The 22,252-nt window shown below is 68.7% G+C and carries 23 protein-coding genes; 17 read left to right on the top strand and 6 right to left on the bottom strand.

Going from position 1 to position 22,252, the window contains the following annotated elements:
• Nucleotides 1-5 precede the first annotated feature (5 nt).
• From truA to glmM, 4 genes are all read left to right on the top strand, one after another.
• On the top strand, nt 6-899 hold the full coding sequence (gene truA, locus C3B61_RS00615) for a tRNA pseudouridine(38-40) synthase TruA (RefSeq protein ID WP_103459273.1): 894 nt from the start codon (nt 6-8) through the stop codon (nt 897-899).
• 190 nt (nt 900-1,089) lie between these two features.
• The gene (rplM, locus tag C3B61_RS00620; RefSeq protein WP_088457154.1) at nt 1,090-1,536 is read left to right on the top strand and encodes a 50S ribosomal protein L13; all 447 of its coding nucleotides are present in this window, start codon (nt 1,090-1,092) and stop codon (nt 1,534-1,536) included.
• A 49-nt stretch (nt 1,537-1,585) separates the two neighbouring features.
• On the top strand, nt 1,586-2,071 hold the full coding sequence (gene rpsI / locus C3B61_RS00625; RefSeq protein ID WP_088457153.1) for a 30S ribosomal protein S9: 486 nt from the start codon (nt 1,586-1,588) through the stop codon (nt 2,069-2,071).
• Nucleotides 2,072-2,095: 24 nt separating this feature from the next.
• Complete coding sequence (glmM, locus tag C3B61_RS00630) at nt 2,096-3,472, top strand: phosphoglucosamine mutase (RefSeq protein ID WP_088457152.1); 1,377 nt, start codon at nt 2,096-2,098, stop codon at nt 3,470-3,472.
• 409 nt (nt 3,473-3,881) lie between these two features.
• On the opposite strand, the gene C3B61_RS00635 is transcribed toward glmM, so the two are convergent.
• Together C3B61_RS00635 and coaA are read right to left on the bottom strand one after the other, a co-directional pair.
• The gene (locus C3B61_RS00635) at nt 3,882-4,418 is read right to left on the bottom strand and encodes a GNAT family N-acetyltransferase (protein ID WP_103459165.1); all 537 of its coding nucleotides are present in this window, start codon (nt 4,416-4,418) and stop codon (nt 3,882-3,884) included.
• Nucleotides 4,419-4,879: 461 nt separating this feature from the next.
• Nucleotides 4,880-5,836, bottom strand: coding sequence for a type I pantothenate kinase (coaA, locus tag C3B61_RS00640; protein ID WP_088457150.1), 957 nt, complete (start codon nt 5,834-5,836; stop codon nt 4,880-4,882).
• Between the two features lie 33 nt (nt 5,837-5,869).
• Here coaA and glmS point away from each other — a divergent pair, with 33 nt between their 5' ends.
• The 10 genes from glmS (at nt 5,870) to C3B61_RS00690 (ending at nt 14,993) form a co-directional block, all read left to right on the top strand.
• The gene (glmS, locus tag C3B61_RS00645) at nt 5,870-7,720 is read left to right on the top strand and encodes a glutamine--fructose-6-phosphate transaminase (isomerizing) (RefSeq protein WP_103459166.1); all 1,851 of its coding nucleotides are present in this window, start codon (nt 5,870-5,872) and stop codon (nt 7,718-7,720) included.
• A gap of 122 nt (nt 7,721-7,842) precedes the next feature.
• On the top strand, nt 7,843-8,199 hold the full coding sequence (locus C3B61_RS00650; RefSeq protein ID WP_088457148.1) for a holo-ACP synthase: 357 nt from the start codon (nt 7,843-7,845) through the stop codon (nt 8,197-8,199).
• Nucleotides 8,196-9,353: an alanine racemase gene (gene alr / locus C3B61_RS00655; RefSeq protein WP_103459167.1), complete on the top strand. Its 1,158-nt coding sequence runs from the start codon at nt 8,196-8,198 to the stop codon at nt 9,351-9,353. Before C3B61_RS00650 ends, alr begins: the two co-directional genes overlap by 4 nt.
• A 4-nt stretch (nt 9,354-9,357) precedes the next feature.
• Nucleotides 9,358-9,897 carry a tRNA (adenosine(37)-N6)-threonylcarbamoyltransferase complex ATPase subunit type 1 TsaE gene (tsaE, locus tag C3B61_RS00660; RefSeq protein ID WP_103459168.1) on the top strand — a complete coding sequence of 180 codons (540 nt, stop codon included), beginning with the start codon at nt 9,358-9,360 and terminating at the stop codon, nt 9,895-9,897.
• Nucleotides 9,894-10,682, top strand: a complete 789-nt coding sequence (locus C3B61_RS00665) for a sulfite exporter TauE/SafE family protein (RefSeq protein WP_088457145.1) — start codon at nt 9,894-9,896, stop codon at nt 10,680-10,682. The genes tsaE and C3B61_RS00665 overlap by 4 nt, the downstream gene beginning before the upstream one ends.
• Before the next feature lie 150 nt (nt 10,683-10,832).
• Entirely contained in the window at nt 10,833-11,468 is a 636-nt protein-coding gene (gene tsaB, locus C3B61_RS00670) for a tRNA (adenosine(37)-N6)-threonylcarbamoyltransferase complex dimerization subunit type 1 TsaB (protein ID WP_088457144.1), read from the top strand.
• The gene (gene tsaD, locus C3B61_RS00675) at nt 11,468-13,096 is read left to right on the top strand and encodes a tRNA (adenosine(37)-N6)-threonylcarbamoyltransferase complex transferase subunit TsaD (RefSeq protein WP_103459169.1); all 1,629 of its coding nucleotides are present in this window, start codon (nt 11,468-11,470) and stop codon (nt 13,094-13,096) included. The genes tsaB and tsaD overlap by 1 nt, the downstream gene beginning before the upstream one ends.
• A gap of 165 nt (nt 13,097-13,261) precedes the next feature.
• The gene (locus C3B61_RS00680; RefSeq protein ID WP_103459170.1) at nt 13,262-13,687 is read left to right on the top strand and encodes a DUF4190 domain-containing protein; all 426 of its coding nucleotides are present in this window, start codon (nt 13,262-13,264) and stop codon (nt 13,685-13,687) included.
• A 100-nt stretch (nt 13,688-13,787) separates the two neighbouring features.
• Nucleotides 13,788-14,456 carry a DUF4190 domain-containing protein gene (locus C3B61_RS00685; RefSeq protein WP_133160203.1) on the top strand — a complete coding sequence of 223 codons (669 nt, stop codon included), beginning with the start codon at nt 13,788-13,790 and terminating at the stop codon, nt 14,454-14,456.
• A gap of 36 nt (nt 14,457-14,492) precedes the next feature.
• Nucleotides 14,493-14,993, top strand: coding sequence for a hypothetical protein (locus C3B61_RS00690; protein ID WP_103459172.1), 501 nt, complete (start codon nt 14,493-14,495; stop codon nt 14,991-14,993).
• A gap of 28 nt (nt 14,994-15,021) precedes the next feature.
• Here the strand turns inward: C3B61_RS00690 and C3B61_RS00695 are convergent, their stop codons facing one another.
• A complete protein-coding gene (locus tag C3B61_RS00695; RefSeq protein ID WP_103459173.1) occupies nt 15,022-16,209 on the bottom strand; it encodes a class I SAM-dependent methyltransferase in 1,188 nt (395 codons plus the stop codon).
• 144 nt (nt 16,210-16,353) lie between these two features.
• Here C3B61_RS00695 and groES point away from each other — a divergent pair, with 144 nt between their 5' ends.
• The 3 genes from groES to C3B61_RS00710 all read left to right on the top strand — a co-directional run bounded on the left by groES (nt 16,354) and on the right by C3B61_RS00710 (nt 19,181).
• Entirely contained in the window at nt 16,354-16,650 is a 297-nt protein-coding gene (gene groES, locus C3B61_RS00700) for a co-chaperone GroES (RefSeq protein ID WP_066597535.1), read from the top strand.
• A 144-nt stretch (nt 16,651-16,794) separates the two neighbouring features.
• Complete coding sequence (rarD, locus tag C3B61_RS00705; RefSeq protein ID WP_088457138.1) at nt 16,795-17,715, top strand: EamA family transporter RarD; 921 nt, start codon at nt 16,795-16,797, stop codon at nt 17,713-17,715.
• Nucleotides 17,716-17,885: 170 nt separating this feature from the next.
• Nucleotides 17,886-19,181: an ABC transporter substrate-binding protein gene (locus C3B61_RS00710; RefSeq protein WP_103432171.1), complete on the top strand. Its 1,296-nt coding sequence runs from the start codon at nt 17,886-17,888 to the stop codon at nt 19,179-19,181.
• Nucleotides 19,182-19,591: 410 nt separating this feature from the next.
• On the opposite strand, the gene C3B61_RS00715 is transcribed toward C3B61_RS00710, so the two are convergent.
• The 3 genes from C3B61_RS00715 to C3B61_RS00725 are packed head-to-tail and all read right to left on the bottom strand — an operon-like array spanning nt 19,592 to nt 22,242.
• The gene (locus tag C3B61_RS00715) at nt 19,592-20,362 is read right to left on the bottom strand and encodes an ABC transporter ATP-binding protein (RefSeq protein WP_103459174.1); all 771 of its coding nucleotides are present in this window, start codon (nt 20,360-20,362) and stop codon (nt 19,592-19,594) included.
• A complete protein-coding gene (locus C3B61_RS00720) occupies nt 20,349-21,224 on the bottom strand; it encodes an ABC transporter ATP-binding protein (protein WP_103459175.1) in 876 nt (291 codons plus the stop codon). The genes C3B61_RS00715 and C3B61_RS00720 overlap by 14 nt, the downstream gene beginning before the upstream one ends.
• Nucleotides 21,225-21,261: 37 nt before the next feature.
• Nucleotides 21,262-22,242 (bottom strand): branched-chain amino acid ABC transporter permease, encoded by a 981-nt coding sequence (locus C3B61_RS00725; RefSeq protein WP_088458110.1) that lies wholly within the window; start codon nt 22,240-22,242, stop codon nt 21,262-21,264.
• Nucleotides 22,243-22,252: the final 10 nt, after the last annotated feature.

Here is a 22,252-nt window from a genome sequence, read left to right on the forward strand (position 1 = left end):
ATTCGATGCCACCAGCAGGCGCCAAACGCATCCGCCTCGACGTGGGCTACGACGGAACCGACTTCTTCGGCTGGGCCAGCCAGCCCGGGTACCGCACCGTGCAGGGCCAGATCGAGGAGGGCCTCGGCGCCATCCTCAAGCGCCACCAGCCCACCCCCACCCTCGTGGTCGCCGGGCGCACGGACTCCGGTGTGCACGCGCTGGGCCAGGTGGCCCACTTCGATCTCAACCCCGATCAGGTCAACGCCCTCGTGCGGGTCAAACGGGGCAAGGCCGCACCCACGTACCCCAACGAGCTGGCCACGATGGTGCAGCGTCGCCTCGGCGGCATCCTGGTCACCCAGCCCGAAATCGTGATCCACCGCGCCAGCCTGGCCCCGGCCGGTTTCGACGCCCGCTTCTCCGCACTGTGGCGCCGCTACGAGTACCGCATCTCCGACACCGGCGCTCTGCGCGACCCGTTGCAGCGGCTGCGCACCACCTGGCACGGCTTCGCGCTCGACCTCGCCTCGATGCAGGAGGCCGCGGCCACCCTGATCGGGCTGCACGACTTCGCGACCTATTGCAAACCGCGGCCCGGCGCCACCACCATCCGTACCCTGCAGTCCTTCGAGTGGCGGCGGGACCCCGACGGGGTGCTTGTGGCCACCCTGCAGGCGGATGCGTTCTGCCATTCGATGGTGCGCGCCCTGGTGGGCGCCTGCGTGTCGGTGGGGGAGGGCAAGCTGGTGGGAACTCGACTCGTGGACCTGCGCATCGAGCGGGCCCGCACCAGCGAGTTCAAGGTGATGCAGGCGCACGGCCTGACCCTGATGGAGGTGGGCTACCCCGAGGACGCGGGGATGGCCATCCGTGCCGCGCAGACCCGCGCCCGTCGCGAGCTGCCCGAAGACGAGTGAGCTAGCACGCCCGGTTTACCCGCCCGAGTTGTGCCGGGGCGTGTCGTGAACTAGTGTTGTTCCTTGGTGTCTTAGGCGTTGCAGCCAGGCACACGAACGTGAGCCCTCCATCGATCGTGTTCTCTTCGAGAACACACCCGGAGCGGGATTCACGAACACCTCCGTTCGAAAACAAGAAAGCAGCACAACAGTGACGCGCACTTACACCCCCAAGGCAAGCGAACTCCAGCACGACTGGGTCGTTATTGATGCCACCGACATCGTTCTGGGTCGGCTCGCCAGCCACGCCGCGATTCTTCTTCGCGGCAAGCACAAGGCGACCTTCTCCCCCCACATGGATGGTGGCGACTTCGTCATCATCATCAACGCCGAGAAGATTGCCCTGACCGGCAAGAAGCTCGACCTCAAGATGGCGTACCGCCACTCCGGTTACCCGGGCGGCCTCACGGCCACGAACTACTCGGAGATGCTCGAGAAGCACCCCACCCGTGCGGTAGAAAAGGCGATTCGCGGCATGCTGCCGAAGAACTCGCTCGGCCGTGCACAGCTGCTGAAGCTCAAGGTCTACGCAGGCCCCGAGCACCCGCACGCTGCGCAGCAGCCCAAGCCGTACACCCTCAGCCAGGTCGCTCAGTAGCGTCGGCCCCAGACTTCTCGATATCTAAGAAAAAAGGATTCACACCATCGTGGCGAAGATCGCAGACCAGATTGACGCAACTCCCGAGAGCTACTCCACCGAGACTCCCGCTGAAGTTGCAACCAAGGCGCCCCGCGCCGTCCTCAACGTTCCCGGCGCAGCCGTGGGCCGTCGCAAGCAGGCCATCGCCCGCGTGCGCATCGTCCCCGGCGCCGGCAAGATTGTCGTCAACGGGCGCGAGCTCGACGACTACTTCCCGAACAAGCTGCACCAGCAGCTGATCAACGACCCGTTCAAGGTCCTCGACCTCATCGGCAGCTACGACGTCATCGCCCGCATCACCGGTGGTGGCCCGTCCGGCCAGGCCGGCGCGCTGCGCCTCGGCATCGCCCGCTCGCTGAACCAGATCGACGAAGAGAACAACCGCGCCATCCTCAAGAAGGCCGGCTTCCTCAACCGTGACGCTCGCGTCAAGGAGCGCAAGAAGGCCGGACTCAAGAAGGCCCGTAAGGCGCCGCAGTTCTCGAAGCGCTAACCCGTTAGTCGAGTACACACTCATATGGCTCGACTTTTCGGCACGGACGGCGTCCGGGGCCTGGCTAACCGTGATCTCACGGCTGGCCTGGCCCTGGGCCTCGCCCAGGCGAGCGCCGTTGTGCTCACCAGCGGCCGCCGCGCAGAGGAACGACGTGCCCAAGGCCGTCGTCCCGTCGCCGTGGTCGCCCGAGACCCCCGCATTTCCGGTGAATTCATCACCTCCGCCGTTGCAGCAGGCTTGGCCAGCTCCGGCGTAGACGTGTTGGATGCCGGCGTCATCCCGACGCCCGCCGCCGCCTTCCTCATCGCCGACATCGGCGCAGACTTCGGCGTGATGATCTCCGCTTCGCACAACCCGGCGCCCGACAACGGCATCAAATTCTTCAACTTCGGCGGCACCAAGCTTCCCGATGACGTCGAAGACCGCATCGAAGCGGTGCTCGACGCGGGCGATCAGCTCCTCACCCCGATTGCCGGTGACGTCGGACGCATCCGTCGCTTCGCCGACGCCGAGGACCGTTACGTCGTGCACCTGCTCGGCACCCTGCCGCACCGGCTCGACGGCATTCACGTGGTGCTCGACTGCGCCCACGGCGCGGCCGCCGGCGTGTCCCCGCAGGTCTTCACGGATGCCGGTGCCCGGGTCACCGTGATCGGCGCCGACCCCGACGGCCTCAACATCAACGACGGCGTGGGCTCCACCCACCTGGACAACCTCGCCAGAGCGGTGCTCGAGCACGGCGCCGACGTGGGCATCGCCCACGATGGTGACGCCGACCGCTGCCTGGCCGTCGACCGCGACGGCAACATCGTCGACGGCGACCAGATCATGGCGATCCTGGCCGTGTCGATGGCCGAACGCGGCGTGCTCAAGGACCGCACCCTCGTGGCGACGGTCATGAGCAACCTGGGCCTGAAGAAGGCCATGGCCGCCAACGGCATCAACATGATCGAGTCCAAGGTGGGCGACCGGTACGTGCTCGAGGAGCTCGACGCGCACGGGCTGTCGCTCGGCGGCGAGCAGAGCGGTCACGTCATCATGACCAAGTTCGCCACCACCGGCGACGGCATCCTCACCGGTCTGCACATCGTGGCCGAAATGGCCCGCACCGGAAAAACCCTCGCCGAGCTGGCCAGCGTGATGAAGGTGTTCCCGCAGATCCTCGTGAACGTTCGCGGCGTCGACCACCACGCCCTCGCCGGCGACGAGGTCATCGCGCAGGCCGTGCGCGACGCGGAAACCGAACTCGGTGATACCGGCCGGGTGCTCCTGCGCCCCTCCGGCACCGAGCCGATGGTGCGGGTCATGGTGGAAGCCGCCGACCAGCCCACCGCCGACCGTCTGGCGCACGCCCTGGCCGACGTCGTGCAGTCCCGCCTGGCGCTGCAGCCCAGCTAGTACCGCCTGTCCCGACTCTCCCGGTCGGTATCCGCATTTCGCACCCACGGCCATCCGTCGTGGCCCGTCTTGCGTCTCGCGGCACGGGTCGTGTGTCGTGGCACGGGATAAAACACGTGCCGCGAACACTAGTGCGTGCCGTGAGAACTACCGCGTGCCGCGGCGAAGGTTCGAACAGGTACCACGAAGTACAAAGTTCGCCAGGAAGCGAACGAAGCGCGGCCCAGGTAGCCGGCCCTGGGCGGTGCCCGGCCGAGGCCCGGTGGCGCTCACCATGCTCCCGCCGCTCGGATCGGTCGCGTGGCTTCGGTCGTCCGTGCGTGGTCAACTGTTCCCCGTCCAGACAATTGCGTCCGGCACACCGGCCGCAATTGTCCGTTGCGGCAACAGTTCCTGCCGCATTCCGGGCCTAGCCGGGAGCGGCGATCAGGTAGCGCACGTGACGGAGCAGGGGCGAGTCCTCGGGTAGCCGCGGGTGATCGAACTCACCCGCGATGTGCATGCCGAGCCGTTCCATCACCTTGCGCGAACGGATGTTGATGCCCGCCGTGATCGAGTTCACCTCCGCCAGGCCGAGGGTCTCGAAGCCGAACTGCAGGGCGGCAGTCGCCGCCTCGGTCGCGAGACCCTGACCCCAGGCGGATCGGGCCAGCCGCCAGCCCACCTCCACGCCGCCGGAACCCGGGACGCCCTCGAGCATCGGCGCGAGGCCGGTGAAGCCGATGAACTCGCCGGTGTCCAGGCGTTCCAGCGTCCACAGCCCGTAGCCGTGCAGGTCGAACATCGCGTCCGCCCGGCCGGCGAGGGCATCACTTTCGGCACGTCTCAGTGGAGCGGGGAAGTAGCGCATCACCTCCGCATCCGCCGTGAGCCGGGCGAACGGCTCGAGGTCGGTCTCGCGCCAGCGCCGCAGTAGAAGCCGGTCGGTGCGCACGTCGAGGTCCATCGCTCCACCGTAGCCGTGCCGCTGCCGCCCGCCGCATCCCAGCCGCGCCGTAACTGTTGCCCATCCGGACTTCTGCGTCCGGCACGCGGGACGCACCTGTCCGCTGCGGCAACAGTTCGGGCGGATGCGTGCCGACCGGGCCCAACCCGGGCTCAAACCGGGGGAGGCGCGGGCTCGTGGACACCCCCACGGCCGCGCCTACGTCGCCGCCGCCGCGGCGCCCACGCGCCGACGCCGCCGCGAATGAGCGGTCAGCGGCCTCCCGGACACAACTGTTGCCGATGCGGACTTTCGCGCCGGGTGTGCCGGGACCATTTGTCCGGACGGGGCCCAGTTGCCGGTGGGGCCGGCTGCCGAGCGCGACGGGCGCGGGGCTACGGGCAGCCGAGCACAATCTGCGCGACGCTACGGGCGGCCGAGCGCATGGGCGACAACGCCCCATGGCCGCCCACCGCGACGGCTCAGACCTTGCGGAGCAGCACCTTGTCGACGGTGTGGTCGGAGTCCTTGCGCAGCACCAGGGTGGCGCGGGAGCGGGTGGGGCGGATGTTCTGCAACAGGTTGGGTTCGTTGATGCTGCCCCAGATGGTGCGGGCGCGGGCCCGGGCCTCGTCCTCGCTGAGGGAGGCGAACCTGTGGAAGAACGACTTGGGGTTCGTGAACGCGCCGCGCTGGAGCCGCAGGAACCGCTCCTCGTACCACCGGGAGATGTCGGAGGTGCGGGCATCCACGTAGATGGTGAAGTCGAATAGGTCGCTCACCGCGAGCCCGTGGCCCGGGGCGGGCGGCTGCAACACGTTCAAGCCCTCGACGATGAGGATGTCGGGCTGACGCACGACGACCTGCGCGTCGGGCACGATGTCGTAGTTCAGGTGCGAGTAGAACGGGGCGCGCACCTCGGCGGCGCCGCTCTTGATGGCGCTGACGAAACGCAGCAGTGTGCGCCGGTCGTACGACTCCGGGAAGCCCTTGCGTTCCATCAGGCCGCGACGTGCCAGTTCGGCGTTGGGGAAGAGGAACCCGTCAGTGGTGACCAGTTCCACCCGGGGAGTGTCTTCCCAGCGGGCCAGGAGCTCCCGCAGCAGCCGGGCGATGGTGGACTTGCCCACGGCGACGGACCCGGCCACGCCGATCACGAACGGGGTGCGCTGGGCGCGTTCCCCGAGGAAGTCGCTGGTGTCGCGGTGCAGCTTGCGGGCTCCCGCGGCGTAGAGGTTGAGCAGCCGGCTCAACGGCAGGTAGACATCCGACACCTCGTTGATGTCGAGCGGTTCGCCCAGGCCGCGCAGCTGCACGACCTCGGTTTCCCGCAACGGCAACCGGGTCGAGGGTGCGAGGGATGCCCACACAGCACGGTCGAGCTCCACAAAGGGGGTGCTGTGACCGTTATTACTGGGGCTCACCACCGGCTCGGACATCTAGGCAAGCATAGTGCGACTAAAATCAGGGCCATGTGCGGAATCGTAGGATATGTCGGAGACAACAAAAGCGTCGAGGTCCTCATGGGAGGTCTCCGTCGACTCGAGTACCGGGGGTATGACTCCGCGGGGATAGCGGTGATCGACGACGCGGGTGTGCTCAACACCGCGAAGCGCGCCGGCAAGCTCGCCGTGCTCGCCGCCGAGCTCGAGGCGCACCCGATCAACAACGGGCGCACCGGAATCGGGCACACCCGGTGGGCCACCCACGGTGGTCCGACCGACCAGAACGCGCACCCGCACCTGGGTGACGACGGCAAGCTCGCCCTCATCCACAACGGCATCATCGAGAACTTCTCGCCGCTCAAGGACGAACTCCTCGCCGAGGGTTACGTCTTCGAAAGCGAAACCGACACCGAGGTGGCCGCCGTGCTGCTCGGCCGCGAATACCGCCGCCTGGGTGACCTGGGCGAAGCGTTCCGCACCGTCGTCGCGCGCCTGGACGGCGCGTTCACGCTGCTGGCCGTGCACCAGGACCAGCCCGGCGTCGTGGTCGGCGCCCGCCGTAACTCGCCGCTGGTGATCGGCCTGGGCGACGGCGAGAACTTCCTCGGCTCCGACGTCGCGGCGTTCGTGGAGTACACCCGTCGTGCCGTCGCGATCGGCCAGGACCAGATCGTGACCATCACCCCCGACCTCGTCACCGTCACCGACTTCTTCGGCGCCCCCGTCGAGGTCGAAGAATTCGACATCGCCTGGGACGCCTCCGCCAGTGAAAAGGGCGGCTGGTCCAGCTTCATGGCCAAGGAGATCTCCGAGCAGCCGGATGCCGTCACCAACACCCTGCGCGGCCGCATCCACGACGGCCAGGCCGTGGTGCCCGAGCTCGAGGCCTTCGGCGATGACGTGCTCGCCGGCATCCGCCGCATCGTGATTGTGGCCTGCGGCACGGCCGCGTACGCCGGCCAGACCGCCAAGTACGCCATCGAGAAGTGGGCGCAGGTGCCGGTGGATGTCGAACTCAGCCACGAGTTCCGCTACCGCGACCCGGTGCTCACCTCGGACACCCTGGTGATCTCGATCAGCCAGTCCGGCGAGACCATGGACACCCTGATGGCCGTGAAGTACGCCCGCGAGGCCGGCGCCAAGGCCATCTCGATCTGCAACACCCAGGGCGCCACGATTCCCCGCGAATCCGACGCCGTGATCTACACGCACGCCGGACCCGAGGTCGCCGTCGCGTCGACGAAGGGGTTCACCGGCCAGATCGCCGCGCTGTACCTCTTCGCGCTGCACCTGGCCCGGGTGCGCAACACCATGTCCCTGGAGGAGCTGGCCGCGCAGGTCGTCGAGCTGCAGGCCATCCCGGAGAAGATCGCCACCACCCTGTTGCAGGAAGACGCCGTGCGTCAGCTCGCCGTGTGGATGACCGACTCGCGCGCCGTGCTCTTCCTCGGTCGCCACGTGGGCTTCCCGATCGCGCTCGAGGGTGCGCTCAAGCTCAAGGAGCTCGCCTACATCCACGCCGAGGGCTTCGCCGCCGGTGAGCTCAAGCACGGCCCGATCGCGCTGATCGAGCCCGGCCAGCCGGTCTTCGTCGTGGTGCCGAGCCCCCGCGGGTCCGCGCACCTGCACCCCAAGGTGGTCTCCAACATCCAGGAGATCCGCGCTCGCGGCGCCCGGATCATCGCGATCGCCGAGCAGGGTGACGCCGCGGTGCTGCCGTTCGCCGACACCGTGTTCCACATCCCGCTCGCCGGCCCGCTGTTCGAGCCGCTGCTCGCCGTGGTGCCGCTGCAGATGTTCGCCATCGAGCTGGCCACCGCCAAGGGCCTCGACGTCGACCAGCCGCGCAACCTGGCGAAGTCGGTCACGGTCGAATAAGGCCGGTCGAGCAAGCCGGCCGAATAGGCCACGGATGCCCAGGGCTCGCCGCGTCATCGCCTCGCGATGGCACCGGGTCCTGGGCATTTCGCTGAGAACAGCACACGAGGATTGAGCAGAGCATGATCAAGGGCATCGGCGTCGACATCGTCGACCTGGCACGCTTCGACCGGCAGGTGGCCCGCACGCCCGGGCTGGTGCCGAGGCTGTTCGCGCCGGCCGAGCGCACCCTGCCGACACACTCGCTGGCCGCCCGGTTCGCCGCCAAGGAAGCTCTGATCAAGGCCCTCGGCGACAGTGTGGGCGCCAGCTGGCAGGAGATGGAAGTGGTCTCCGACCCGCACGGCAACCCGTCCTTCGCGCTGACCGGAGCGGTGCAGGCCGCCTTCACCGCCCGCGGCATCACGAGCGCGCACCTGAGCCTGACCCACGACGCCGGGGTGGCCTGCGCGTTCGTGGTCCTGGAGGGGAACTCATGACCGACTTCCGTGAGGCCGTCATCGATCTCGGTGCCGTGCAGGCCAACGTGGAACACCTGCGCAGCCTGATCGGCACCCGGCACACCATGGCCGTGGTCAAGGCCAACGGCTACGGTCACGGCGCCGTGCCGGTGGCCCGCGCCGCGCTCGCCGGCGGCGCCGACTGGCTCGGTGTCGCCGATATCGACGAGGCCCTCGCCCTCCGCGCCGCCGGCATCGACGCCCCGCTGCTGGCCTGGCTGCACGGCCCGGATGCCGACTTCGCCGCCGCCATCGCCGCGGACATCGACCTCGGACTGTCGTCGGCGCGGCAGGTGCGCGAGGTCGCGGCGGCCGCCAACGCACTGGGCCGGCCCGCATCCGTGCAGATCAAACTCGAGACCGGCCTCAACCGCAACGGCGTCGACGAATCGGACTGGGCCGAGGTGCTGGGCCTCGCTGCCGCGTTCGAGCGCGTCGACCGGCTGCGGGTGCGCGGCCTGTTCAGCCACCTGGCCAACACCTCACCCGACGACGACCTCGCCGCCATCGCCAGCTTCGGCCGCGGGCTGGAGGCCGCTACCGCCGCCGGACTCACCATCGACCTCGCCCATCTGGCGTCCACGGCCGCCGCCCTGCGCCTGCCCGCCGCCCGCTACTCGATGGTGCGGTTGGGCATCGGTATTTACGGGCAGTCGCCCTTCGCCGACGCGGATGCCGCCGACCTCGGCCTGACCGCGGCCATGACTCTGCGCGGCCGGGTCGCCGCCGTGCGCCGGGTCGCCGCCGGCGCGGGCGTCTCCTACGACTACCTGTGGCGCGCCACCGCCGACACCACCCTCGCCCTGGTGCCGCTGGGTTACGCCGACGGGGTACCCCGGCAGGCCATGAACGCCGCCAGGGTGGCCATCAACGGAACCCAGTACCCCGTGGTGGGCCGCGTCGCGATGGACCAGTTCCTTGTAGACGTGGGCACCGACCCTGTCGCCGTCGGCGACGTGGTGGTGCTGTTCGGCGACGCTGCGGCCGGGGTGCCCACCGCCGCCGAGTGGGGCGCCGCCGCGGGAACCATCAACTACGACATCGTCACCCGGGTGGGTGCCCGGGTGCCGCGTCGGTATGTGGGATCTGGGTCCCTGACCGACGCCGACAGCACCGAAACCACGAGGTCGTAGCCCGATGCGCCGCACGATCGCCGACCCCGAAACCATGCACGCCTTCGGCCTGGAAATGGCCGGGCTGCTGCGCGCCGGTGATCTGATGGTGCTCACCGGCCCGCTCGGCGCCGGTAAGACCACCTTCACCCGCGGCCTCGGCGAGGGCTTGCGCGTGCGCGGCGCGGTCACCAGCCCCACCTTCGTTCTCGCCCGCACGCATCCGAGCACGATCGGCGGACCGCCGCTGGTGCACGTGGATGCCTACAGGTTGAGCAGCGCGATGGAGCTGGACGACCTCGACATCGACTTCGCCCGCTCGATCGTGGTGGTGGAGTGGGGCCGCGGCCTGCTCGAGGGGATCACCGAATCGTGGCTGGACATGGAGATCGAGCGTCCGCTCGGCGCCTCGCAGGCCGACCCGGACGCCGACATCGACGATGCCGTCGCCCTGGACCTGCCCGAACCGCGCACCGTCACGGTGACCGGCCACGGACCGCGCTGGCAGGACGGCCTCGGCTTCCGCTCCGACCCGGCCGGCCCGGATGAGCCGGTGCACGCATGACCGCCGCCCGGCCGACCGGCGCCTGGTACTGGAGCGCCCTCGTCCTCACCGGCGTCATCGGTGGACTGCTCTCCGGACTGTTCGGTGTCGGCGGCGGCATCGTGATGGTGCCCCTGCTCATCTCGCTGGTGCGCATGGACCAGCGCCGGGCGGCCACCACGTCGCTGGCCGCGATCGTGCCCACTTCCATCGTGGGGTCGCTCACCTACCTGGCCAACGGCCACATCGACCTGATCGCCGGCGCGATCATCGCCGCCGGCGCCGTGGTCGGCGCCCTGATCGGCAGCAACCTGCTGCAGCGCATCCCGCTGTTCTGGCTGCGCTGGCTCTTCATCGCGCTGCTCATCGTGGTGGCCGCGCGCATGCTTGTCGTGGAGCCGGAACGCGGAGCCGCCCTCGAGCTGAGCTGGGTCGTGGTGCTGGGCTACCTCGCTCTGGGGCTGACGATGGGCATCGCATCCGGTCTGTTCGGCATCGGCGGGGGAGTGATCGCGGTGCCGGCCCTCGTGGCGGTGTTCGGCGTGAGCGACCTCATCGCCAAGGGCACCTCGTTGCTGGTGTTGGTGCCCACGAGCCTCGTCGGCACCATCGCCAACCTGCGCGCCGGGCTCGTCGATCTGCCCGCCGGCCTCGTGGTCGGCGCCGCTGCCACCGTCGCGGCGGTGCCCGGGGTGGCCCTGGCCGTGCTGATCCCGCCGCGCCTGTCGAGCATCCTGTTCGCCGTGCTGCTGATTCTCGCCGCCGGGCAGCTCACGGTGAAGGCCCTCCGCACCAAGCGCGCCTGACGCCCACCCGCCCCGCACCCAACTGTTACCCGTGCGGACGAATGGTCCCGGTGTGCCGGACGCAAATGTCCGATTCGGCAACAGTTGCCCGGGAACGAGCCGGCGAGGCACCCGGCGGGCGGAGGCGCCCGGGCCGCATAGGCTGGACGGGTGCTCCTCGCCATCGATACCTCCGCCGGCACCAGCGTCGCCGTCGTCGACCTGACCCAAGGCGTGATCGCCGAACGCGGTGTCCCCGACACCATGCGGCACGCCGAGGTGGTCGGCCGCCTCATCCAGGAGTGCCTCACCGAGGCCGCCATCCCCGTCTCGGCGCTCTCCGGCGTCGTCGGCGGCATGGGCCCCGGACCGTTCACCGGCCTCCGCGTCGGCATCGCCGCCGCCCGGGTCTTCGCGCTGGGCATCGGGCGCCCTCTCGTTCCCGTGGTCAGCCACGACGCCATCGCCTACGGCCACTACCGCACCGGCCACACCGGCCCGCTGCTCGTGGTCACCGACGCCCGGCGCCGCGAGGTCTACTGGTCCGCGTACAGCGGGGCGGATGCCGAGCACCTCCCGGTGCGTCTCGGCGCCCCGGCCCTGGCCAAACCGGCCGAGCTGCTCGAGGCCGACTTCGTGCACGCCGGCCTGCCCCGCCTCGACGCCGCCACCATCTCGGCCGGCGACCTCGGGATGGTCGCCGAACTCGCCTTCGCGGCCGGCCGACCGTTTGCCGCCGACGAGGCGCTCTACCTGCGCTCACCCGACGTGACGGTGTCCAAAAACGGTCCCAAGCGGGTGAGCTGATGACCTGGCAGCTGCGCCGCGCCCAGCCCGCCGACGTCGAGGCGATCATGGCCCTGGAGACGCACATCTTCGAAAACGACGCCTGGTCCACCGAGATGATGGCCCGGGATGTCGCCGACCCGGGCTGCTACTACCTGGTCGCCTTCCCGCCGGACTCGCCGGAGCACATCGTCGCGTACGCCGGACTGCAGGCGGCGTTGCGCTCGCCGGAGAGCGACATCCAGACCATCGCCGTGGCCGAAGAGGCCCGCGGCCGCGGGCTCGGCCGGGTTCTCATGCTCAGCCTGATCACCGAGGCCCGCAAGCGCGGAGCCCGCGAGACCTTCCTCGAGGTGCGCGCCGACAACCCCGGCGCCCAGCACCTGTACCGCTCGCTCGGCTTCGAAGACCTCGGCGTTCGCCGGGGCTACTACCAACCAGACAACGTGGATGCGATCGTGATGCGCCTGCCCATTCCGCCCGCCGAGATGCAGTTCACGGATGCCGCCGCCGCGCGGCCCGCCGCCGACCCGGCCGCACCCGCCGCCGCCCCTGCAGCATCAGCCGCCCCGGCCCGCCCGCTCAACCGCACCAACCCGCTGGTGCTCGGCATCGAAACCTCCTGCGACGAGACCGGCATCGGCATTGTGCGCGGCACCACCTTGCTCTCCAACACCATCGCCTCGTCGATGGACGAGCATGCCCGCTACGGCGGCGTCGTGCCGGAGGTTGCCGCTCGCGCCCACCTCGAAGAGATGGTGCCCGCCATCCACGCGGCCGTCGCTGAAGCCGGCATCCGGCTCGACGAGATCGACGCCATCGCCGTCACCAGCGGACCCGGCCTCGCCGGTGCACTCATGGTCGGTGTCGGCGCTGCCAAATCGCTCGCGGTGGCGCTGGACGTGCCGATCTACGCCGTCAACCACCTCGTCGGCCACGTGGGCGCCGACCTGCTGCGCGGCGAGGGCGTCGACACAGATGCGCCGCTGGAGTACCCCACCATCGCCCTGCTGGTCTCCGGGGGGCACACCTCGCTGCTGCTGGTGCGCGACCTGGTTTCCGACGTGGAGCTGCTCGGCGAGACCATCGACGATGCCGCCGGCGAGGCCTTCGACAAGGTCGCCAGGGTGCTCGGCCTGCCCTACCCCGGCGGGCCGCAGATCGACAGGGTCGCGGCCACCGGCGACCCTGCCGCCATCCGTTTCCCGCGCGGCCTCAGCCACCAGAAGGATGTCGCCAAGCATCGCTATGACTTCTCCTTCTCCGGCCTGAAGACCTCGGTGGCCCGGTGGGTGGAACAGAAGCGTGACGCCGGCGAAACCGTGCCGATCAATGACGTTGCGGCGAGCTTCCGCGAGGCCGTCGTCGACGTGCTGCTCACCAAAGCCGTCGCGGCCTGCACCGACCTCGGGGTGCCCAGGCTGCTGCTCGGCGGCGGGGTGATCGCCAATGCGCGGTTGCGCCAGGTGGCCCAGGAGCGCACGGATGCGGCCGGTATCGCGCTGCGCATCCCGCCCCTGTCGCTCTGCACCGACAACGGCGCCATGATCGCGGCGCTCGGCGCGCAGCTGATCATGGCCGGGCACGCGCCCTCCAACCTCGATTTCGGGGCGGACTCCACCCTCCCGGTGGGCCTCATCCAGGCCTGAAACCGCATCTCACCAAGAGTTTCTCGCGCGGACGCGATACTGTCATGGTGGGGGTTTTACGCAGAGCCAGCACGTTGACACCCCCACGGCGCGGGTGCCACTATGGCACCCATCGCACCCAGTGCCCTTGCATTCCCTACGCTGCACCACGTGAAGGAGTCACCCATGACCGACCCGAACCAGCCCCCCGTGAACAAGCCGGACTCGAACGAGCCCACTCCGCCGCCGGCGTACGCCCCGCCCGCGCCGCCGGCCTACGGTGCAACCCCGGCCGCCCCGGCCTACGGCGCCGCACCCGCCGCCCCGCAGGCCTACGCACCGCAGGGCTACGGGCAGCCGGCCGCCGGCGATAAGTGGAACGTTCTCGCGATCATCTCCCTGGTCAGCGCGTTCTTCGTGTCCCTCGCCGCCGTGATCTGCGGCCACATTGCGCTCAGCCAGATCAAGCGCACCGGCGAAAAGGGTCGGGGCCTCGCCATCGCCGGCCTCGTGCTCGGCTACGTCGGCCTGATCAGCGGACTCATCTTCCTCATCGTCACGATCGGCGTGATCATGGCGGGCATCAGCGAAGGCTCGTACACCACCTACTAGAAGGCTCGGCAGACCGCGCTCGCCGGCCACCCCGGCCGCCCGATCGGGCGGCCGGGCGGCCTGGATCAGACCAGGCGTTCACAGGAAAGGAATGACGATCATGACCGATCCGAACACACCACATCCCGAGGTTCCCCAGGTTCCCAGCGTGCCGCAGGTCCCCGACGTGCCGCAGGTGCCCGACTTCCCGCAGGACAGCGCGGCCGGCGACCCGCCGGATCGCCGGAGCGACCCCGCCGGCGATGCCGAATCCACCCCGTCGGGCGCCCAGCAGCCGCCGCCGGTTCCGCCGGTGAGTCCGACCGGCCAGCCGACGCCGCCGCCCGCCTACGGCCCGCCCGCCCCGAGCGAGGGCACCCCGCCGCCGCCCTACGGTTCGCCGCCGCCGGGCTACACCCCGCCGGGCTCCGGTTACGGCACCCCGCCGCCCTCTGGTGGCCCCGCCGCCGGCTACTACGCCGGCCAGCCCGGGATGCCGTCGGCCACCAAGCAGCCGATCCTGAGCATCCTGTCGATGATCGCCGGTGTCATCGGCATCCTCGGGTCCCCGGTCGCGTTCTTCCCGATTTTCGGTGGCATCCTCGCCATCATCTTGCCGGCCGCCGGCGTGGTACTGGGTTTCATCGCCCGCAACAAGGAACCGAACGGCAAGGGCTTCTGGCTGACCGGGATCATCACAGGCTTCGTGGGTATCGCCCTGGCGCTGCTGAGCATTCTGCTCTGGGCGCTGGTGTTCGCGACCGTGCCGATGAACAATTACAACTACTAGCCGCACAGCGAGTAGTCGAGAATCGAGTCCACACGCATGTCGCAGTCCGGGCAGCCCAAAACCCGGGCGGAGCGGGAGCAGTCAGTTCCGCCCGCCGGGACGCCGGCGTTGTCGCGCGCACAGGCGCGGGCTGCCGAGGCCAGGGCCGCTGAGCTGCGGGCACCCGCCGGGCGTTCGCCCGACCTGACCCGGCCGCCGGTCGCCGGCGAGCTCGCCTACGAGTCCACCATCACCGCGCCCACCGAGTGGGTGCCCTACGTGTACACCACCGCCGAGATCCAGACCCATGCGGCCCGCCGTGGTCTCAGCGTCGCTGCCGCGGTCTGCGGGGTGCTCGGGGTACTGGCCGGCATATTCGTGATCTGGGGGGCGCCCCTGAGCATCGCCGCGGTCGTGCTCGCTCTGGTGGCCAGGTACGTGGAGCGCCGCTCCGGCGGCCTCTGGCTCCTCGGCCTGCTCAGCGGTCTGCTGGGCATCCTGATGGCGGTGCTGTGGTTCGTCGTGATCACCCGGATGCTGCCCGCCTACTTCGGCTGAGCCGAACCCGCGAGCCGGCTGACGCCGGTCAGACCCGTTCCACCAGCAGCGCCACCTTGTGCCCGGCCGCGCGGGTCACCACCAGGGTGGCCGACTCCGGACCCTTGAGCTTCAACCGGGTGCGCAGGGTCGCCGGATCCACATCCACGCCGCGCTTCTTGATCTCCAGGGTGCCGATCTTCCGTTCAGCCAGCGCCAGCCGCAGCTTCTTCTCGTCGGTGGGCAGCACCTCGAGCACCCGGAACGCCGTGGCGAACGGGGTGCGGGTCAGCGTCGGGCTGGTCAGGTAGGCCAAGCCCTCGCTGAGCATCGACGCCTCCATCGATCTGGCGAGGTCACCGATCAGCCGGGCGCGGATGATGGCGCCGTCGGGTTCGTACACGTAGTCGCCGAGCTCGCCGACAGCCACATCCTCGCTGTCGGCAGCCGCGGTCAGCTCCGCGACTCCGTCCTTGCTGAGCAGCAGCGCCGACCGGCGGATGCCCGGTCGCGCGAGCGCACCGAACCACAGACCCATCTCCACCAGCTTGCCGTCCACCGACACCCACTGGGCCTCCGCGGTCTCGGGGATCTGGTCGCGGTCGTGGCCGGGACCGAGCTTGACGCCGACGGGCATCCGTTTGCTCAGCGCGTAGACGTCATCGAGGTTGGGGGAGTAGTCCTCTGACCGGGTGAGCCGGCTGGTGTTGCCGTGCCCGGCCGTGCGGCGGGCCGGGTCGAACCAGAGCGCGTCGAACTCGGTGGGGTCGATGTCGGCCGCGTCGGCGCAGCGCACTGAAGAGGTCGGGAAGGGGGCGAGGTTGAAGCTGGCGACCGTGGCGGTGACCTCGTCGACGTCGATCGCGGTCACCGTCAGCTCCATCGCGGCCATCGCCATGGCGTCGCCGCCGATGCCGCAGCCCACGTCGGCGACCCGGGTGAGGCCGGCCTCCACGAACCGGCCGGCGTGCAGGGCGGCGACCCGCAACCGGGTGGCCTGCTCCAGGCCGGCCTCGGTGAACAGCATCCGGCTGGCAAAGTCGCCGAACTTGCCCGTCGCCTTCGCCCGCAGCCGGGACTGGTAGAGCACCGCGTTGACCAGGGCGGGGGAGTGCCCGGCCTTGCGTAGGGCACTGACCGTGCGCACGACGTCGGCACCGGCCTCGTAGACGGGCAGGGAGTCCAGCAGGCGCAGGCCTTCGGGTGAGAGCAGCTCAACGAGCTCGGCGCGTTCCATCCCGCAAACCTATCAAGCCAAACCGGGCCGCACCCCGAGCACTCTGGCACTCACGTTGCGTGAGTGCCAGTTGCGCCCTAAACTCGACTTAGCACTCTCGCTGTGAGTCTGCTAACTACGTCTTAGCTAAGAAAGAGGTCAACCGTGTCGGTCTCCATCAAGCCGCTCGAAGATCGCATCGTCATCAAGCAGGTGGATGCAGAACAGACCACCGCTTCCGGACTTGTGATCCCGGACACCGCCAAAGAGAAGCCCCAGGAAGGCGAAGTTGTCGCCGTCGGCCCCGGCCGCATTGACGACAACGGCAACCGCATCCCGCTCGACGTCGCCGTCGGCGACAAGGTGATCTACTCCAAGTACGGTGGAACCGAAGTCAAGTTCGGTGGCGAGGACCTCCTCGTTCTGTCGGCTCGCGACGTTCTCGCGGTCGTCGTTCGCTAGTCACACCGCATATCGTTGAATCCCGGATGGCCTCGGCCATCCGGGATTTTTCGCGTCCAGAGGGGTAACAACGTGCACGAGAATCCGACAGATCCCACCGGGGCCGCCGAGCCGACCGAGCCGGTGGATGCCGCCCGGAGCGGGATGCGCCCGGTCCGCAGTTCCGCGAGCACGGGCCTGATCTTCGCGATCTGCGCCTACGGCATGTGGGGATTCCTGCCGCTGTATTTCCTTTTCCTGGCCCCGACCGGAGCGTTCGAGATCGTGGCCTGGCGGGTGCTGTTCTCGCTGGTGTTCTGCGCGGTCCTGATCCTGGCCACCCGGGCCTGGCGGCCGCTCGTGGCCGCACTGCGTTCGCCGCGCATCGTGTGGACGATGGGGCTGGCCGGGGTGCTGATCTTCATCAACTGGCAGACCTTCATCCTCGGCACCCTGAGCGGCCGCGTCGTCGAAACGGCGCTGGGCTATTTCATCAACCCGATCATCACGGTGCTGCTGGGCGTCCTGGTGCTGCACGAGAAGCTGCGCAGGGCCCAGTGGGCTGCCGTGGTGATCAGCTTCATCGCCGTGATCGTGCTCAGCGTCGGCTACGGCACCGTGCCCTGGATCTCCCTGATCCTGGCGTTCTCCTTCGGCTTCTACGGCCTGATCAAGAAGCGGGTCGGCGGTCACATCGACGCGCTCTCCGGGCTGACCCTGGAAACTCTCTGGCTCACGCCGATCGCGATCATCCAACTGGTCGTGGTTTCGCTGATCTCCGGCCTCACCTTCGGCACCGTCTCGACGGTGCACACCATCGCGCTGATCGGCACCGGTGTGCTCACCGCGGTGCCGCTGCTCTTCTTCGCGGCCGCGTCCCGGCGCCTGCCGTTGACCACGATGGGACTCGTGCAGTACCTCGCACCGGTGCTGCAATTCATCGCCGGCGTGGTCATCCTGCACGAGCCGATGCCGCCGGAACGGTGGCTCGGATTCGGGTTGGTCTGGCTCGCGCTGATCGTGCTGACCGTCGATATGGTGCGCGCGGGGCGGGCGCAGCGCCGGCCGGTTATCGACCCGATTTAGGGGCTCAGAGCCAAGCATCCTGATCAGGGGGCCGTTCGTAACGATTTGGTCGCGTTACACGGCTGTAACACGACCGCCTTGTTTGATGTCGTTCGGGTGAATACCTTTGCAGCACGGCAACGATCGTTTGCCGTGCTCTAACCTTCGATTCCCCTTACCCTAGGAGCAACATGAGCGTATTCGCGAAGGCCTCGGCCTCCCGCTCGGCCCGCGCCGTCGTCACCGGCGTCGCCATCTTCGGCGTCAGCGCCCTTCTGCTCACCGGATGCAGCACCGACGCAGCCGAGCCGGCCGCTTCGGACGCACCCGCGGCGGAAAGCACTGTCGCTGAGATCACCGCCGGCGACCGCGCCCTGGACCTGAAGGTCGGCACGATCCTCCCCCAGAGTGGTGGACTCGCCTTCCTCGGCCCGCCCGAAGAAGCCGGTGTTCAGCTCGCCGTCGAGGAGATCAACGCTGCCGGCCTGGGCATCGACATCGAAGCCATCCTCCGCGACTCGGGCGACACCACGACCGATACCGCCACCGTCTCCGTGACCGACCTGCTCTCGCAGGATGTCTCGGCGATCGTCGGTGCGGCGTCCTCGGGTGTCTCCAAGACCGTCATCGACCAGATCACCGGCGCCGGCGTCGTGCAGTTCTCGCCGGCCAACACCTCGGCCGACTTCACGGACTACGACGACAAGGGGCTCTTCTGGCGCACCGCTCCGTCCGACATCCTGCAGGGTGAAGTCCTGGGCAACCTGATCGCCGAAGACGGCAACAGCACCCTGGGCCTGATCGTGCTCAACGACGCCTACGGAACCGGCCTGGCCGAGTTCACCACCACGGCCTTCGAGGCTGCCGGCGGAGAGGTCGTCGCCAGCGCGAGCTTCAACGAAGGCGACGCCAACTTCTCGGCCCAGATCGCCGAAGTCACCGCGGCCAACCCCGACGCGATCGCTCTGATCACGTTCGACCAGGCCAAGGTCATCACCCCGGACCTCGTGGCGAGCGGCTTCCCCGGTGACAAGCTGTACTTCGTCGACGGCAACCTGGCCGACTACAGCGAGGACTTCGCTGCCGGCCTGATCGAGGGCTCGAAGGGCACGCTGCCCGGCCTGGACACCGCGACCCTCGGTGACTTCACCGGCCGTCTGCTCGAGATCGACCCGGCCCTGACGGACTTCAGCTACGCGGCTGAATCCTACGACGCCGTCATCCTGATCGCCCTGGCTGCGTTCGCAGCCAACGACGTGTCGGGTGAGTCGATCGCCAAGTACCTCCAGCAGGTATCCGGTGGCTCCGGTGAGGGCGAGAAGGTCACCGACTTCGCGTCGGGCGCCGCGCTCCTCGCCGAGGGCAAGCAGATCGACTACGACGGTTACTCCGGCACGATCACGTTCGACGAGAACGGCGACCCGACCGACGCAACCATCGGCATCTTCGAATTCGGTGCAGACAACAAGTACAGCCGCATCAACTAGTCACCCCCGCTGACTCGCGGTACACCACAGCAGACGTACCGCGACACGCACAGAAGGGCCCCGGCTTCGGCCGGGGCCCTTTCGCGTGCCCGGTGGCCGGTCACCGCCGAGTGACGGGGCGCCGGCTGCCGGCCAGGGGGAGCGGCAGCCGTGGGCGGCGGCAGGGCGGCGGCAGTGGACGGCGGCGAGGAGATGGGCGCAGTGTGGATGGCGGCCGCCACGGGCCCGCTGCTGGTCTTTAGACGGCGGAGGCGCGGAAGCTGCGCGGCTGGGGCGGCCAACGGCGTCAGAACGGCTCCTGGCGCCGCCGGTGAAACGCGAAATGCCCCGCTGCGGACCAGTTGCCCCGGTAGACCGGGGTAACTCGTCCGCAACGGGGCAAGTCGGTGGTGCGGATGCTGCGGGGAGGGCTAGTCGTCCTGACCCAGGGTGCCCAGGTACAGGCCGATCACCTTGGGGTCGTTCAGCAGCTCCCGCCCGGTGCCGGTGTAGGCATCCCGCCCCTGATCGAGCACGTAGCCTCGGTCGCAGATCTGCAGGCAGCGGCGGGCGTTCTGCTCCACCATGATCGTGGTCACGCCGGCCTTGTTGATCTCCTTCACCCGCAGGAACGCCTCGTCCTGACGCACCGGGGACAAACCGGCCGAAGGCTCGTCGAGCAGCAGCACGTGCGGGCCCATCATCAGCGCCCGCGACATCGCCACCATCTGGCGCTCGCCGCCGGATAGCGACCCGGCCCGCTGGCCGAGGCGCTTGCGCAGCTCCGGGAAGATCTCGGTGACGAACTCGAGCCGCTCGGCCAGGCCCTTGGGCCTCTGGTACATGCCCATCTCCAGGTTCTCCTGGATCGTCAGCGTCGGGAAGACGTTGTTGGTCTGCGGCACGAAGCCCACGCCCTTGGCGACCAGCTTGTTGGCCTTGAGGTTCGTGATGTCGTCACCGCGCAACCGGATCTCGCCCTCGCGCACCTTGACCAGGCCGAAAATCGACTTGAGCAGGGTCGACTTGCCGGCCCCGTTCGGGCCGATGATGCCGATCAGTTCGCCGTCGTAGGCGGTGAGCGAGCATTCGTTGAGGATGTTGACGCCGGGCACGTACCCGGCCGTCACGTTCTTGACCTCGACGACCGCCTTCCGCACCGGGGCCGGGGTGGCGTCGATCAGCGGGCTAGAGTTCGTCATCGAGCAGCTCCTTAATGGCTCCGACATGTTCCTTCTCGGCGTCGGGATCCTCGCCGAGGTCCTCGTCGTGGTGCTGGCCCAGGTACGCGTCGATGACAGCCTGGTTGCGCATCACCTCGTGCGGGTCGCCCTCGGCGACCACCTTGCCCTCGGCCATCACGATCACCCAGTCGGCGATGTGCCGCACCATGTGCATGTCGTGCTCAACGAAGAGCACGCTCATGCCTTCGGCCTTGAGGTTGAGGATGTGGTCGAGCAGCGACTGGGTCAACGCCGGGTTGACCCCGGCCATGGGCTCGTCGAGCATCACCAGGGTCGGGTCGCTCATCAGCGCCCGCGCCATTTCGAGGAGCTTGCGCTGCCCGCCGGAGAGGCTGGCCGCGTAGTCGTCCTTCTTGGTGTCGAGCTTGAACCGGGTGAGCAGGTCCAGCGCCTTGACCTTGTTGTCGGCCTCCTGCTGACGCCAGAGGAACGGCAGGATGGCGCGGAACAGGTTCTCGCCGACCTGTGCCTTCGCGCCGAGCAGCATGTTGTCCATCACCGTGAGCAGGCCGAGGGCCTTGGTGAGCTGGAACGTGCGGACCTGTCCCATTCTGGCGACCTTGAAAGCGGCCATGCCGCCGATGGGGGTGCCCTCGAAGGTCCACGAGCCGGTGTCGGGCTTGTCGAACCCGGTGAGCAGGTTGAACAGGGTGGTCTTGCCGGCCCCGTTCGGCCCGATCAGAGCGGTGATGGCGCCGCGGGGAATCTCGAGGTGCTCGACATCCACCGCCTTGAGGCCGCCGAAGGTGCGGCTGACGTCGTCGACCACGAGGATCGGGTCCTTCTTCTTGCAGCCGGGGACGGCCTCGCCGATGTGCATGTCAACTGTCTTGACGGGCTTGCCGGTGGGAACACTGTTACTTGACAAAAGCCAGCTCCTTCTTGTTTCCGAAGATGCCCTGGGGTCTGTAGATCACAATGAGCATGATCGCGACGCCCACCAGGATGAAACGCAGCTGTCCGGCCTGGATGCTCGTCAGGAACGGGATCCAGCCGGCCTCCACGGCCCGGGCGATGAACCCGGAGAAGAACGACAGCAGCACCCAGAAGACCATCGAGCCGATGACCGGACCGAGGATGGTCGCCGCTCCACCGAGCAGCAGGATGGCGTAGACGAAGAACGTCAGCGAGGTCTGGTAGTTCGACGGCACCACGGCACGCGGCAGCACGAAGATCATGCCCGCGATGGTGCCGAAGACGCCACCGAGGATCAGTGACTGCATCTTGTAGAAGTACACGTTCTTGCCTAGGGCGCGAACGGCGTCTTCGTCCTCGCGGATGCCCTTGATCACGCGGCCCCACGGGCTGCGCATGATCTGCCAGGTGAACAGGCAGGCGAGGATCACGATGGTCCAGGCCACGATGCGCAGCCACCAGTCGTAGGCGTTGTACTCGAACGGACCGAACCCGTAGGTGCCGTCGGGGATCGGGTTGAGGGCAGCGAATCCGCCCTTGTACCCGCTGAGCCCGTTGGCCGAACCGGTGATCGGTTCGAAGGTGTTGGTCGTGAACAGCAGGCGCACGATCTCCGCGGCCGCGATGGTGACGATGGCCAGGTAGTCCGCCCGCAACCGCAGGGTCGGGATACCCAGAACCAACGCGAAGATCACGGATGCGCCGATCCCGACGAGCACCGCCGCCCAGACCGGGAAGCCGAAGCTGAGGGTCGAGATGGCGTACCCATAGGCGCCGAGGGCCATGAAGCCGGCCTGGCCGAAGTTGAGCAGGCCGGTATAGCCGAAGTGAATTGCCAGTCCCAACGCCGCGAGGGCGTAGGCGGCGGTGGTCGGGCTGATCAGCTCGACGGCCGCGTTGCTAAAGATTGCTCCCCAGTCGATCATCGTCAGC

It is taken from the genome of Cryobacterium zongtaii, assembly GCF_002909375.1.
Taxonomy (GTDB): Bacteria; Actinomycetota; Actinomycetes; order Actinomycetales; family Microbacteriaceae; genus Cryobacterium; species Cryobacterium zongtaii.